This is a genomic window from Mycobacterium helveticum (assembly GCF_007714205.1).
GTDB classification, from domain to species: Bacteria; Actinomycetota; Actinomycetes; order Mycobacteriales; family Mycobacteriaceae; genus Mycobacterium; species Mycobacterium helveticum.
In genome coordinates this window covers 1-12,768 of record NZ_VMQU01000048.1, presented here as the reverse complement: position 1 = coordinate 12,768, position 12,768 = coordinate 1, and the positions used below count along the sequence as shown (strand labels likewise).

Below are 12,768 nucleotides of genomic sequence, written 5' to 3'. Positions count from 1 at the left end.
CGGGATCCTCTCTGGTTCACGACTGCAGTCCGAGCGGCCCGGCCAATTCGGCCAGCGCCGAGACCAGGTTTTCATCTTTGGTCAGGACCTGCACGGGCACGTGGTCGGCACCGGCGTCGAGGTGCGCTGTGAGCCGCCCCGCGATCTGCTCCGGCGTGCCGTAGGCCACCAGGGCGTCGACGAGGCGGTCGCTGCCCGGGCGGGCGATGTCCTCGTCGGAGAAACCCATCCGCTTCCAGTTGTTGCGGTAGTTGGCCAGGTTGAAATAGACGTCGAGCGCCTTGCGCCCGACCGCGCGGGCCTTCTCGGGGTCGGTGGTCAGCACCACCTTGTGTTCGGGCGCCAGGAACGCCTCCGGAAAGCCCGAGGCGCCGATCAGCTCGCGGGCCCGCGCGGTGTGCTCCGGGGTGGTCAGGTAGGGATGTGCGCCGGCGCTGCGCTGCGCCGACAGCGTCAGCACCCGCGGGCCCAGGGCCGCCACCACGCGGCGGTCGGCGGGGACGCCGTGCTCGTCGAGTGAGTCCAGGTAGTCGACCAGCGCGTCGTAGGGCTTGCGGTATTCCGTGTGCGCCTCGGGGTGGCCCACGCCGATCCCCAGCAGGAAGCGGCCGGGGTAGGCCGACTCGATGCGGTGGAACGATTCGGCGACCGGTCCGGCGGCCGCCGTCCAGATGTTGACGATGCCGGTGGCCACCCGCAGCGTGGTGGTGGCTGCCAGGATCGGCTCCACCCAGGCCAGCTCGGCGGGCGGGGAACCGCCGACCCAGACGGCCCCGTATCCCAGGGCTTCGATGTCCTTGGCCTGCCGGGGCGTCACGCCGCGGCCGAACGATCCGAACCGGCCTAACGACCGGGCTGAGCCGGGCTTGCTCGTTGCATCGGTCATGGTGGCTGAAACCCGGGGTGCGGTGACGCTATTCCGGCGCGGCCGGGTCGAGGGCGGGCGGCACCCCGAGCGGCAGCAGCACGACGAACCGGGTGTCGCCGGGCACCGATTCCCCGCGCAGGTCTCCCCGATGCGTGTCGACGACGACGTTCCGGGCCGGTTCCTGCCCCAGACCGGCGACCTCCCGGCAACCCGACCGGACGGGCTGGTCATCCCCGCTGGTATGGCCCGCGAATTTTGGCTCCGGCCCGATCTGCGGGTATCGTGGACCAACGGTGCGACATTCGCGCCGGCTTTCTGCGTGCTCTGTCCTAGGACTTTCCTGTCACCGGCTCACGTTTGAAGACCGGGTGACGCTGCGCCGACGCGGGCGGACCGAGAACGACACCTGAAGACGATAAAGACGAGGATTTCTGAGAAGTTATGGCCAAGAAGGACGGTGCCATAGAGGTCGAGGGCCGCGTGGTCGAGCCCCTGCCCAATGCGATGTTCCGCATTGAGCTGGAGAACGGCCACAAGGTGCTCGCCCACATCAGCGGCAAGATGCGGCAGCACTACATCCGCATCCTGCCCGAGGACCGGGTGGTGGTGGAGTTGTCTCCCTACGACCTGTCCCGGGGCCGCATCGTGTACCGGTACAAGTGAGCAAGCCCGAACCCCAGCGACGACAGAACAGGATCGACCAGCCGTGAAGGTGAACCCGAGCGTAAAGCCCATCTGTGACAAGTGCAGGGTGATCCGCCGGCATGGGCGGGTCATGGTGATCTGCCCCGATCCCCGCCACAAGCAGCGGCAAGGCTAGTAGCCGACCGCGATCACAACTGAATGCAGACCTCCCAGCACCAGTGAGCCGCCGGCATCTTGAGAGATGAGCAGCTCATCCACGCCCGGACGGAGGCCGGGCCCCACCCCGAACTTTCGGGGGCGGGAACGGGCTGGGACCAGACCTCCGCCTACACAAAGAGGAAACGCCACCTATGGCTCGACTAGTCGGCGTCGATCTGCCGCGTGACAAGCGCATGGAGATCGCCCTGACCTACATCTACGGCGTCGGACGGACCCGCTCGAACGAGATTCTGGCGGCCACCGGCATCGACAAGGACCTGCGCACGCGGGACCTGACCGACGACCAGGTGACCCACCTGCGTGACTACATCGAAGCCAACCTGAAGGTGGAGGGCGACCTGCGCCGCGAGGTGCAGGCCGACATCCGCCGCAAAATCGAGATCGGCTGCTACCAGGGCCTGCGGCACCGCCGCGGGCTGCCGGTGCGCGGCCAGCGGACGAAGACCAACGCGCGGACCCGCAAGGGCCCCAAGCGCACCATCGCAGGCAAGAAGAAGGCCAGGTAGAACCGCATGCCACCAGCAAAGAAAGCGCAGGCAAGCTCCGCCAAGAAGGGACAGAAGACCCGCCGGCGGGAAAAGAAGAACATCCCGCACGGCGCCGCTCACATCAAGAGCACCTTCAACAACACGATCGTGACGATCACCGACCCGCAGGGCAACGTCATCGCCTGGGCGTCGTCGGGCCACGTCGGCTTCAAGGGTTCCCGGAAGTCGACCCCGTTCGCCGCCCAGCTGGCCGCCGAGAACGCCGCGCGCAAGGCTCAGGAGCACGGCGTGCGCAAGGTCGACGTTTTCGTCAAGGGCCCGGGTTCGGGCCGGGAGACGGCGATCCGGTCGCTGCAGGCCGCCGGTCTGGAGGTCGGCGCGATCGCCGACGTCACCCCCCAGCCGCACAACGGCTGCCGTCCGCCCAAGCGCCGTCGGGTTTAGGAGAGAAAAGCAGATGGCTCGTTACACCGGCCCCATGACCCGCAAATCGCGCCGGCTGCGCACCGACCTCGTCGGCGGCGACCAGGCGTTCGAGAAGCGTCCCTACCCGCCCGGCCAGCACGGCCGCGCGCGGATCAAGGAAAGCGAATACCTGATGCAGCTGCAGGAGAAGCAGAAGGCCCGCTTCACCTACGGCGTGATGGAAAAGCAGTTCCGTCGCTACTACGAGGAGGCCGTGCGGCAGCCCGGCAAAACCGGCGAGGAGCTGCTGCGCATCCTGGAGAGCCGGCTCGACAACGTCGTCTACCGCGCCGGGCTGGCCCGCACCCGGCGGATGGCCCGCCAGCTGGTCACGCACGGCCACTTCAGCGTCAACGGCGTGCACGTCGACGTCCCCAGCTACCGGGTCTCGCAGTACGACATCATCGATGTGCGGAACACCTCGCTGAACACGGTGCCGTTCCAGATCGCGCGGGAGACCGCGGGCGACCGCCCGATCCCGAGCTGGCTGCAGGTGGTGGGGGAGCGCCAGCGGATCCTGATCCACCAGTTGCCGGAGCGGGCGCAGATCGAGGTGCCGCTGACCGAGCAGCTGATCGTCGAGTACTACTCCAAGTAAGAGCCTCCCGCACCACGGGTGCGGGCACCCCGGAGCCGTGACCGCGGCGACGGACCACCTGAGCGGCATCAAATAGCGGGTGCCGAGAAGGAGAAGAAGAACACCATGCTGATCTCCCAGCGACCCACCCTGTCCGAGGAAGTCGTCGCCGACGACCGGTCCCAGTTCGTCATCGAACCGCTGGAGCCGGGATTCGGGTACACCCTGGGCAATTCGCTGCGTCGTACGCTGCTGTCGTCGATTCCCGGGGCGGCCGTCACCAGCATTCGCATCGACGGTGTGCTGCACGAGTTCACCACTGTGCCCGGCGTCAAGGAAGATGTCACCGAGATCATCCTGAACCTCAAGAGCCTGGTCGTGTCCTCGGAGGAGGACGAGCCGGTCACGATGTACCTGCGCAAGCAGGGCCCGGGTGAGGTCACCGCGGGCGACATCGTGCCGCCCGCAGGTGTCACCGTGCACAACCCCGAGATGCACATCGCGACGCTCAACGACAAGGGCAAGCTCGAGGTCGAGCTCGTCGTCGAGCGTGGTCGCGGCTATGTCCCGGCGGTGCAAAACCGCGCCTCCGGCGCCGAGATCGGCCGGATCCCGGTGGATTCCATCTACTCGCCGGTGCTCAAGGTGACCTACAAGGTGGACGCCACCCGCGTCGAGCAGCGCACCGACTTCGACAAGCTGATCCTCGACGTGGAGACCAAGAGCTCGATCAGTCCCCGCGACGCGCTGGCGTCGGCGGGTAAGACGCTGGTCGAATTGTTCGGCCTGGCAAGGGAACTCAACGTCGAAGCCGAGGGCATCGAGATCGGGCCGTCGCCCGCCGAGGCCGACCACATCGCGTCGTTCGCGCTGCCCATCGACGACCTGGACCTGACCGTGCGGTCCTACAACTGCCTCAAGCGCGAGGGTGTGCACACGGTCGGCGAGCTGGTGAGCCGCACCGAGTCGGACCTGCTCGACATCCGCAACTTCGGTCAGAAGTCCATCGACGAGGTCAAGGTCAAGCTGCACCAGCTGGGTCTGTCGCTCAAGGACAGCCCGGCGAGCTTCGACCCGTCGGAGGTCGCGGGTTACGACGTCGCCACCGGCACCTGGTCCAGCGAGGCCGCCTACGACGACCAGGACTACGCCGAAACCGAACAGCTCTAACAGCTTTGGAAACCTAGACAGGAGCGTCAGCAATGCCCAAGCCCACCAAGGGTCCGCGCCTCGGCGGGTCGTCGTCGCACCAGAAGGCCCTCCTGGCCAACCTGGCCACGTCGCTGTTCGAGCACGGCCGGATCAAGACGACCGAGCCGAAGGCGCGTGCGCTGCGGCCCTACGCGGAGAAGCTGATCACGCACGCCAAAAAGGGCACGCTGCACAACCGTCGAGAGGTTCTGAAGAAGATCCGCGACAAGGACGTCGTGCACGCCCTGTTCGAGGAGATCGGGCCGTTCTTCGCCGACCGCAACGGCGGGTACACCCGCATCATCAAGGTCGAGGCGCGCAAGGGCGACAACGCGCCGATGGCCGTGATCGAACTGGTGCGGGAGAAGACGGTGACGTCCGAAGCCGACCGGGCGCGGCGGGTGAAGGCCTCGAAGGGCCAGGAGGCGCCCGTGGCGGCCGCGCCTGCGCCGCCGGCGGCGGTCGAGCCGGAGGAGGCCGTCGGCCCGACGGCCGAGGACGTTTCGGCGTCCGCGCCCGAGGCGGCCGCCGAAGCGCCGCCGGCCGAGGAGGCAGCCGCCGACGAGTCCGATGAGGCCGCCGACAGTTAGCAACGAGGTCCGGCTGCGGCTCGACATCGCCTATGACGGAACCGAATTCGCGGGCTGGGCGGCGCAGGCCGGGCAACGCACCGTCGCCGGCGTCCTCGACGAGGCGCTGACGACCGTTTTCCGCGCGCCGGTGCGGCTGCGGGCCGCCGGCCGCACCGACGCCGGGGTTCACGCAAGCGGGCAGGTGGCCCACGCCGACCTGCCCGTCGTCGCGCTCCCGAACGCCGAGTCGCGCTCGCCGCGGGCCGGCGAGCCGGAGTTCCTGCCGTTGCTGCGACGGCTCGGCCGGTTCCTGCCCGCCGATGTCCGCGTGCTCGGGATCGCGCGCGCACCTTCGGGTTTCGACGCCCGGTTCTCGGCGCTGCGCCGGCACTACCGCTACCGGTTGTCGACGGCGCCCTACGGGGTGGAGCCGCAGCAGGCCCGCTATGTCACCGCCTGGCCACGTCCGCTGGACCTCGAGGCGATGACCGTCGCGTCACGAGACCTGCTGGGACTGCACGACTTCGCGGGATTCTGCCGGCACCGCGACAACGCCACCACCATCCGGGACCTGCAGCGGCTCGAGTGGTCGCGCGAGGGCGACGTGATCACCGCGCACGTCACCGCGGACGCGTTCTGCTGGTCGATGGTGCGGTCCCTGGTCGGTGCGCTGCTGGCCGTCGGCGAACACCGCCGCCCGGCCTCCTGGTGCCGCGAACTGCTCTCGGCCACCGGCCGGTCCAGCGATTTCGCGGCCGCGCCGGCGCACGGGTTGACGCTGATCGGCGTGGACTATCCCCCCGACGACCAACTGGCCGCGCGGAATTCGGTCACCCGCGACCTGCGTACACGCGGCTGAGCCGGCGCGCACCGGGGTTCACAGCTTGCCGGCGAACGCGGGGCTGAAATTGCGCAGGGGCCCGAGAATCCGCCGGGTGCCGTTGCCGAACAACGCGACGGCCGCGATGTGGTCGTCCATGGCCGGTGGCAGGGGATTGGTGAAGCCGAACGCCGGTTTGGTCACCGCGACCACCAGGTCGGCCGCCGCGGCACCCAGCGAGTAGCCGCCGAGCACCATGCGCGTCTTGGGACAACTCCGGGCCATGGATTGGACGTGCGCGCTCATGTCGTCGGCGCCCGTGGCGGGGCTGATGTCGGCGGGGTAGTCCACCCCGTAGGACGCGATCGCCATCTTCGGCAGCTTGGGTCGCAGGGCGTCGACGAACGCGTTGCCGACGTAGCCCGGACCGGGCGGCTCCTCTCGGCCCCGCGCGAAGACCACTTCGGCGGCAGGGCAGGCCGGGAGCCGCCGCCCGAACGGCCTTGGGGCAGCGGGGCACCCGCGCTTAGCCGCATGGGCCGATGGTAGCGACGCGACCGGTCAGCTCAGCCGACCACCGCCGACGGTTCCGGAATCGTTATCGACGCCGCGTCAGTAGACGAGGGAGACCAGGTCGGGCGCGGGCGACGGCGGGGATGACGGCGACGGCGACGGCGGCGACGGCGGCGACGACGGGGGCACGTTGCCGTGTATCGACGGGCCCGACCCCGGCGGCAGCGGGCCGGCCGGGGCCTGCGGCCCGGGCGCCTGCGGGGAGCCGCCGGGTGCCTGCGGGGCAAAGCCGGGCACCTGCGGCCCGAACCCGGGGACCTGCCGGCCGGTCCCGGCCAGCAGCCTGGACGCCACGAAAGCGGCCGCCTGCGTCGTGTACACCGGGACATAGCCCTCGGTATGCCCGGTCCACTCGTTGCCGGGGCCGGCATGGCAGATCGGGTCGATCGGGTTGCACAGGTCGATCACCTTGGAACCGAACAGCGGACTCTGGGCCGCCAGCGAACGGCCGGACCGGTCGGCCACGTCGCCGAAGACGGCGACCGCGGCGATGTTTTTGGCGTACTCGGGGGGAAGCGAGCTGCCCCAGTTGATGCCGCCGATGGGGGCCCCGCTCACGATGTCGATGACGTCGGCGCCCTGCGAGTAGCCGCCCAGCACCAGCTTGGTGGCGGGGCAGGACGACGCCATCGACTTGACGTGCGAGATCACGTCGTTGGCGCCGTCCCCGGTGTGGATCTGCAGCTTGCTGGCGTTGTAGTTCACCGCGTACGTCCCGATGTCCAGGCCGCCGGTCTGCTGGCGCAGCGAGTCGACGAAGGCTTCGCCGACCCGCCCGATGCCGGGCGGCTCGTTGGTTCCGCGGGCGAAGATGACCTGCGCGTCGGGGCAGCTGTCGGCCGAGGCGACGGGGGCGACCACCAGCCCCGCGGCGCCGGCCAGCGCGGCGGCGCCCAGTCCGGCCCAGCGACCCCCCGACCGCGCGCCGCCCGCCCGAGGGCCACGTGTGCGGTGCAGAAACATTCGATAATTTTAGCCGTAACCAGGCCAGACGACACCCCGGCGGCTGTGGATGGACTGCGCGCGGGCACCGCCACGCGGGCTACCGTGAGGCCCGACGGATGCGGACGGATCGTGGGGAGATGTGGAGAAGGGCGGGGGCTGGGTGTCGGGCCGGTCGACGACGGCGCTGCGGGTCAGCGGCTACCGGTTTTTGCTGCGCCGTGTCGAGCGTGCCCTGCACGGCGGCCGGTCCGTCCCGGCGCGGGCGGCGCCGCTGACCCTCGGCTGGGTCCTCGCGGCGGTCGCCGTGGCCGGCTGCGCCGTGTTGGCCGTGCTGCGGCCGCAGCCCGACCTCGACCGGGCGCGGATCGTGATCGCCCGGGAATCCGGCGCGCTGTACGTCCGCGTGGGCGAGACCTGGCATCCCGTGCTCAACGTGGTGTCGGCACGGCTGATCGCCGGGGCGGACACCGGCCCGCGCCTGGTGTCCGAGTCGGATCTGCGTCGCACCAAACGCGGCCCGCTGCTGGGCATTCCGGGCGCGCCGACGCTCATCGGAGCGGCTTTGCCCGCGGAGGAGTCGGTGTGGGCGGTCTGCGACGGCCGAGGGCCCGGCGGTGAGGGCACGACGGTCGTCGTCGGGCGGGTCGACGCCTGGGCCGGCCGGCACCTGCCCGGCGGGCGGGCCGTGCTGGCCACCGCCGGCCCGGGCCTGCCCGCCTACCTGCTCTACGACGGCCGCCGGGCCGTGGTGGAGCTGTCCGACGCCGCCGTCGTGCGGGCGCTCCGGCTGGAGGGGCGCGCGCCGCGGGCCGTGTCCGCGTGGTTGCTCAACGCCGTCCCGGAGGCGCCGCCGATCACGGCACCGCGGATCGCCGGAGCCGGTCGTGAGTCGGCGGGGGTCCCGGGCTTTCCGGTCGGCGGTGTGCTACGCATCACACGCGGGGACGGTGACGAATATTACGTGGTGTTGCCCGCCGGGGCGCAGCGCATCGGCCGGGTGGCCGCGGATCTGCTGCGTCTCGGCGACTCGCACGGTACGGCCGACGTCCGCACGGTGGCGCCCGACGTGATCCGCGCCGCTCCGATCGTGACCACGCTGCCGGTGGGGGGATTTCCCGACCGGGCCCCCGATCCGGCCGACGCCGGCGGCGCCGTGTGCGTCGTCCAGGAACCCGCGGCGGGACACGTCGGGATCGTGACGGGGGATCGCCTCCCGCTGCCGCCCGGGCAGGCGCCGGTGACGCTGGCGCAGGCCGACGGGCGCGGTCCCGCGCTGGACGCGGTCTATCTGCCGCCCGGCCGCAGCGCCTACGTGCGGGGCGGCCGGGCGGCCGACCGCTACCTCGTCACCGACACCGGGGTGCGCTTCGCCGTCCACGACGATGACGCCGCGCACGACCTCGGTCTCGCGGCGCCGGTTCCGGCGCCGTGGCCGATGCTGGCGGCGCTGCCGTCGGGACCCGAACTCAGCCGAACCAACGCATCAGTGGCCCGCGACGCCGTCGTCGGGCCCGGCGGGCCCGGTGCGGGCCCTGGTGCGGGCGGCCTGGGCGGCCAGGGCGGCGGCCAGCGCGATGAGGCAGATCGCCGCGCCGCCCAGCGCGGTGCCGCGCGCATCCCGGTTCGGTGACGGCGCGTGGGCGGGTGCCGGCATCGGCGACGGTGCCGGTCTGGCCGCGTCGTCGGGCGCGCCGGGGTCGGTGCTGACGGCGGCCAGGGCATCGATCGTCCCGTGGCCGACGAGCGGATCGCGGCCGGCGGGCGGGTGATGCGCGGTCGACTCGATGCGCCGCATCACCTGCCGCGCGGTCAGCGCGGGGAAGCGGGCCCGGATCAGTGCCGCCACCCCGCTGACGACCGGTGCGGCGAAGCTGGTGCCCGACACTTCGCACCCGAGCGGGTGCACCCGCTCTCCGGTCGCCGCGACGTCCACCCAGGGACCGGCCAGGGTGAACGGCGAGGGCACGCCTTCGGCGTTCACCGAACCGACTGTCAGCACGTAGTCGTCGTACCAGGCGGGACTGACCGCGACCGTGATGTCGTCCCAGGTGGCATCCGGACGTTGAGCGGGGCATTGCGCTCCGCCGCCGGTGTTGCCCGCCGCGGCCACGACGACGACGTTCTTGACGTCGACGGCGTAGGCCAGCGCGGCGCCCAGCGCCCGGTCGTCGAGGGTCGAGGAGGCCGCAACGCAGGCGACCGAGGAGATGTTGATCACCGATGCACCGAGATCGGCCGCCGTGCGCACGGCTTCGGCCAGCGTGTCGACGTCACCGACGCCGGTGCGGGACCGGTCCGCCGCCGGGGCGAACTTCGTACTGGACTGGCGGATGCTGATCACCGTGGCGTCGGGCGCGACCCCGCCCGTGCCCGCGGAATCCGTTGCGGCGGAGATCATTGCGGCCACCAGGGTGCCGTGGGCATCGCAGTCCGCGGCGCCGTCGCCGGTGGACACGTAGTCGCCTCCGGGCACCACGGTGGGCAGCCGGGGGTGCGCGGAGACGCCGGTGTCGATCACCGCGACGCGTTGCCCGGCCCCGCGGGTGAGCTGCCACACCCTGGGCAGGTCGAGGTCGGCGAGGGGGTCGGTGTCCGGGGCGGGACCGGTCGTGAGCGCCGCGCACACGTCGCGCTGCACGGTCGGCCGTGGCGGGGCCGGCCGGGCCGGCGCCGGCAGCCACCTGTCGTCGACCTGCGGCGGTGAAACCGCCTGGGCACCCGGCGTTCCGAACTGGCACAGCGCCGCCAGCGCCGACGCCGCGAGCAGCTTTCCGACGCGGGCGGCCGTCACGGGAGGCGAATTCCGCGAACGGCGCCGTAGACGCCGCAAATCCAGCACGCCAGCGGTGCCATGGCAAGCAGCGCGCACCATTCCAACAGTCCGGCGCCGCGGCGCAGTGGCGGCGGCAGCGACAGGTCCGGGGCGGCGAGGCCCAGGACCAACGCGGCGGCGGCCAGCAGCGCCGCCACCGCGGCGATCCACGGACCCCGCTCCGGCGCGCTGATCGCCGCGGTAGCGAAAACCGTTGCGATAGTAATGAATCCGGCACCGGCCAGGGGCAGCGCCCTCCTGCCGCCAACCGTGTGGGCCCTCGCCAGCAGCAACGCGCCGGTGACGGCGGCAAAGACCAAGCGGGCCAGGCGTGGTCCGCCGGCAAGCGCGGTGACCGCGGCACCGACGGCGGCCGAGGAGGCGAACGCGCCGATGAGGCCGGTCAACCAGCGGTCGGCGCGGACCGCCGCGGCGGCCACCCGGTCCCCGTCGGGTGTGACGGCATCGAGGCGCGGCGACAAGCCCGCCAGCACGACGGACACCCGCCCCGAGCATTCGAGCAGGCCCAGGGACGCCAGCGCGGTCACCGCACCGATCGCGGCCGGCGGGGCCGCGGTGAGCACACCCACGAACGCGGCGGCGGCCACGACCATCGCCAGGCCCGCCATCGCGGTGAACGCGACGGCGCCCCGGGCCGATGCGCGCATCGACAGCACCGACGCGACCGCGGCGGCCGTTGCGGCCAACAACACGCCCGGCACGCCCGGGCGGCCGGGAACGGCCAGGAAGCCGGCCGCCGCGGCGAACGCCGTGCCGATCACGCCCAGCGCGAGCCCGGCGGTGGGGTCCCGATACACCCGTCGCGCGAATACCGCGGACAACACGGCCACGACGCCGGCCGCGGCCGCCACGGCGGCGGTACCGGCGTGACCGGCGGGCGCGCTGTCGCTGAACGCGTTCCGCAGCAGCGCAACCGCGCCGATGCCGGCCAGGCAGGTCGCCGCGACCGCACCCGCGGTGCGGGTCGCATGACGGCCGTCGGGCCCCTCCGTCGGGCCGAGCGCCGCCGAGACCGCCTCGGCGAGGTCGTCGTGGAGCGGCGTCGGCGCGGGCGGTGCGGACCGGTTGAGCACGAGAACGGCGCCGTCGCGGATGCCGTTCTGCGCCAGTGTGGTCGGCCCGGGCAGAGCGGGCCGTCCCGGCGGTGACAGCAGATAGCGCGTCGCCTCCGCGGCGCCGGCGGGGCCGTGCAGGATGTCGACGATCGAGGGGATCAGGGCCGCCACGGGCACGCCGGCGGGCAGCACCAGGTCCGCCGCGGCGGCACCGGCGTGAACGCATACCCGGCACAATTCGTCGGATTCAGGCAACGGCGACCCCTTCGCTCGAATCACCGGCACGTTAACCGGTTTCGGGTGACCCGGTGTCCGGGTGTCCACAGGTGACTTGCCGCCCCTTCTGCGGCTGCCTACCGTCGGCGACAGTGGGAGGATCGCGGTGACTGATGACTTTGCGCCCCCGGCGCGACTTCGGCCGCCGGCGGTTTCGGCGGCGGACATCGTCGTCGATGCCCCGCCCGGCCTGCCGGCTCCCGCGGCGCCGGGTCCGCTGCTGCGGCTGCTCCCGCTCGTCACGTCGGTGGCGGCCGCGGGAGCCATGGCGGTGTCGTCGCTGCCGGGGACGGGCGCGGGCCGCAACCCGGCGTTTATGGCATTGCCGGCGATGATGCTGGTCTCGGCGCTGGTGACGGTGATCGCCGGGCGGGGGCGCGGCGGCGATATCGACGGCGACCGGGCCGGGTATCTCGAACACCTCAGCGGCCTGCGCCGGGTCGTCGCCGAAACTGCTGCCGCACAACGTGCCTGCGAGCGTTGGAGTCATCCTGACCCGGACACGCTGTGGACGTTGATCGGCGGCCCGCGGATGTGGGAGCGCCACGCCGCCGACGCCGACTTCTGTCTGGTCCGGGTCGGCGTCGGCGGCCGGCCACTCGCCGCCCGCCTGGTGGCCCCCGCGGCACCGTCCCGCGGGGCCACCGACCCGGTGACCGCCACGGCGATGCGGCGGTTCGTCGACACCCACGCGGCGGTCGCCGACGTGCCGATCGCGATCGGTCTGCGACCCGGGGCGACCCTGACCCTGCAGGGCGATCCGGCGGCGGTGCGGGGGCTGATGCGCGCCATGGTCTGTCAGCTGGCGGTGCTGCATCCCCCGGATGAGCTGTCGGTCGTCGGCGCGGTCGGCGACCGCGCGCGGGTCCACTGGGATTGGCTGAAATGGTTGCCCCACAACAGACATCCCACCGAAGCCGATGCCCTGGGCCCCGCCCGCATGGTGTACCCGAGCGTTGCGGCGGCGCTGCCGGCGCTGGCGGCCCTGGGCGCGGGGCAGGCGGTGGTGATCGCCGACGTCGACGACGACGCCGGCGCGATACCCGGCGTGATCACCGTCGCGGTCGGCGGCGGCCGCGACGGCGCACCGGTGACGATCGCGCAGGGCGGCGACGTAGAGACCCTGGCGTGCCCCGACCGGCTCGGCCCCGTGGAGGCGCTGACCTGTGCGCGCCGGCTGGCGGCCTACCGGGTCGGGGCCGACGGCCGGGGCGGGGGTTCCAGGTGGCCGGGTCTGGCGG

13 protein-coding genes and 3 pseudogenes are annotated in these 12,768 nt (G+C 72.2%); 11 read left to right on the top strand and 5 right to left on the bottom strand.

What is annotated here, in order from left to right:
- Positions 1–16 precede the first annotated feature (16 nt).
- Complete coding sequence (locus tag FPZ47_RS13190; RefSeq protein WP_144949784.1) at positions 17–886, bottom strand: LLM class F420-dependent oxidoreductase; 870 nt, start codon at positions 884–886, stop codon at positions 17–19.
- A 1-nt stretch (position 887) separates the two neighbouring features.
- Between FPZ47_RS13190 and FPZ47_RS13185 the strand changes: the two genes are divergently transcribed.
- From FPZ47_RS13185 to truA, 9 genes are all read left to right on the top strand, one after another.
- A complete protein-coding gene (locus FPZ47_RS13185; RefSeq protein WP_144949786.1) occupies positions 888–1,229 on the top strand; it encodes a hypothetical protein in 342 nt (113 codons plus the stop codon).
- An 80-nt stretch (positions 1,230–1,309) separates the two neighbouring features.
- A complete protein-coding gene (infA, locus tag FPZ47_RS13180; protein ID WP_003418601.1) occupies positions 1,310–1,531 on the top strand; it encodes a translation initiation factor IF-1 in 222 nt (73 codons plus the stop codon).
- A gap of 43 nt (positions 1,532–1,574) precedes the next feature.
- A complete protein-coding gene (gene rpmJ, locus FPZ47_RS13175; protein ID WP_003919293.1) occupies positions 1,575–1,688 on the top strand; it encodes a 50S ribosomal protein L36 in 114 nt (37 codons plus the stop codon).
- A gap of 175 nt (positions 1,689–1,863) precedes the next feature.
- Entirely contained in the window at positions 1,864–2,238 is a 375-nt protein-coding gene (rpsM, locus tag FPZ47_RS13170) for a 30S ribosomal protein S13 (RefSeq protein ID WP_144949788.1), read from the top strand.
- Positions 2,239–2,244: 6 nt separating this feature from the next.
- Positions 2,245–2,664, top strand: coding sequence for a 30S ribosomal protein S11 (gene rpsK, locus FPZ47_RS13165; protein WP_144949790.1), 420 nt, complete (start codon positions 2,245–2,247; stop codon positions 2,662–2,664).
- A 13-nt stretch (positions 2,665–2,677) separates the two neighbouring features.
- Positions 2,678–3,283: a 30S ribosomal protein S4 gene (rpsD, locus tag FPZ47_RS13160; protein WP_144949792.1), complete on the top strand. Its 606-nt coding sequence runs from the start codon at positions 2,678–2,680 to the stop codon at positions 3,281–3,283.
- A gap of 105 nt (positions 3,284–3,388) precedes the next feature.
- Complete coding sequence (locus FPZ47_RS13155) at positions 3,389–4,432, top strand: DNA-directed RNA polymerase subunit alpha (RefSeq protein WP_144949794.1); 1,044 nt, start codon at positions 3,389–3,391, stop codon at positions 4,430–4,432.
- A 32-nt stretch (positions 4,433–4,464) separates the two neighbouring features.
- Positions 4,465–5,043: a 50S ribosomal protein L17 gene (rplQ, locus tag FPZ47_RS13150; protein WP_144949796.1), complete on the top strand. Its 579-nt coding sequence runs from the start codon at positions 4,465–4,467 to the stop codon at positions 5,041–5,043.
- Positions 5,024–5,884, top strand: a complete 861-nt coding sequence (gene truA / locus FPZ47_RS13145; protein ID WP_144949798.1) for a tRNA pseudouridine(38-40) synthase TruA — start codon at positions 5,024–5,026, stop codon at positions 5,882–5,884. Before rplQ ends, truA begins: the two co-directional genes overlap by 20 nt.
- Positions 5,885–5,917: 33 nt before the next feature.
- Here truA and FPZ47_RS13140 read toward each other — a convergent pair.
- Both FPZ47_RS13140 and FPZ47_RS13135 read right to left on the bottom strand, forming a co-directional pair.
- Positions 5,918–6,367: pseudogene (locus FPZ47_RS13140) on the bottom strand (cutinase family protein); the annotation flags it as partial.
- Positions 6,368–6,457: 90 nt separating this feature from the next.
- A complete protein-coding gene (locus FPZ47_RS13135; protein WP_144949801.1) occupies positions 6,458–7,381 on the bottom strand; it encodes a cutinase family protein in 924 nt (307 codons plus the stop codon).
- A gap of 121 nt (positions 7,382–7,502) precedes the next feature.
- Here FPZ47_RS13135 and eccB point away from each other — a divergent pair.
- Positions 7,503–8,876, top strand: a pseudogene (eccB, locus tag FPZ47_RS13130) (type VII secretion protein EccB); the annotation flags it as partial.
- Here eccB and mycP read toward each other — a convergent pair.
- Both mycP and eccD read right to left on the bottom strand, forming a co-directional pair.
- Positions 8,847–10,154, bottom strand: a complete 1,308-nt coding sequence (mycP, locus tag FPZ47_RS29425) for a type VII secretion-associated serine protease mycosin (protein ID WP_246133307.1) — start codon at positions 10,152–10,154, stop codon at positions 8,847–8,849. The pseudogene eccB and the gene mycP sit on opposite strands and share 30 nt — an antisense overlap.
- Positions 10,151–11,506, bottom strand: coding sequence for a type VII secretion integral membrane protein EccD (eccD, locus tag FPZ47_RS13120; RefSeq protein ID WP_246133308.1), 1,356 nt, complete (start codon positions 11,504–11,506; stop codon positions 10,151–10,153). Before eccD ends, mycP begins: the two co-directional genes overlap by 4 nt.
- Before the next feature lie 127 nt (positions 11,507–11,633).
- Here eccD and FPZ47_RS13115 point away from each other — a divergent pair.
- A pseudogene (locus FPZ47_RS13115) lies at positions 11,634–12,768 on the top strand (type VII secretion protein EccC); the annotation flags it as partial.

What these genes read in the sequence shown, in the direction of transcription:
- FPZ47_RS13190 (WP_144949784.1), bottom strand. Translation starts at nt 886, where the DNA reads ATGACCGATGCAACGAGCAAGCCCGGCTCAGCCCGGTCGTTAGGCCGG.
- infA (WP_003418601.1), top strand. Translation starts at nt 1,310, where the DNA reads ATGGCCAAGAAGGACGGTGCCATAGAGGTCGAGGGCCGCGTGGTCGAG.
- rpsM (WP_144949788.1), top strand. Translation starts at nt 1,864, where the DNA reads ATGGCTCGACTAGTCGGCGTCGATCTGCCGCGTGACAAGCGCATGGAG.
- rpsK (WP_144949790.1), top strand. Translation starts at nt 2,245, where the DNA reads ATGCCACCAGCAAAGAAAGCGCAGGCAAGCTCCGCCAAGAAGGGACAG.
- rpsD (WP_144949792.1), top strand. Translation starts at nt 2,678, where the DNA reads ATGGCTCGTTACACCGGCCCCATGACCCGCAAATCGCGCCGGCTGCGC.
- FPZ47_RS13155 (WP_144949794.1), top strand. Translation starts at nt 3,389, where the DNA reads ATGCTGATCTCCCAGCGACCCACCCTGTCCGAGGAAGTCGTCGCCGAC.
- rplQ (WP_144949796.1), top strand. Translation starts at nt 4,465, where the DNA reads ATGCCCAAGCCCACCAAGGGTCCGCGCCTCGGCGGGTCGTCGTCGCAC.
- truA (WP_144949798.1), top strand. Translation starts at nt 5,024, where the DNA reads ATGAGGCCGCCGACAGTTAGCAACGAGGTCCGGCTGCGGCTCGACATC.
- FPZ47_RS13135 (WP_144949801.1), bottom strand. Translation starts at nt 7,381, where the DNA reads ATGTTTCTGCACCGCACACGTGGCCCTCGGGCGGGCGGCGCGCGGTCG.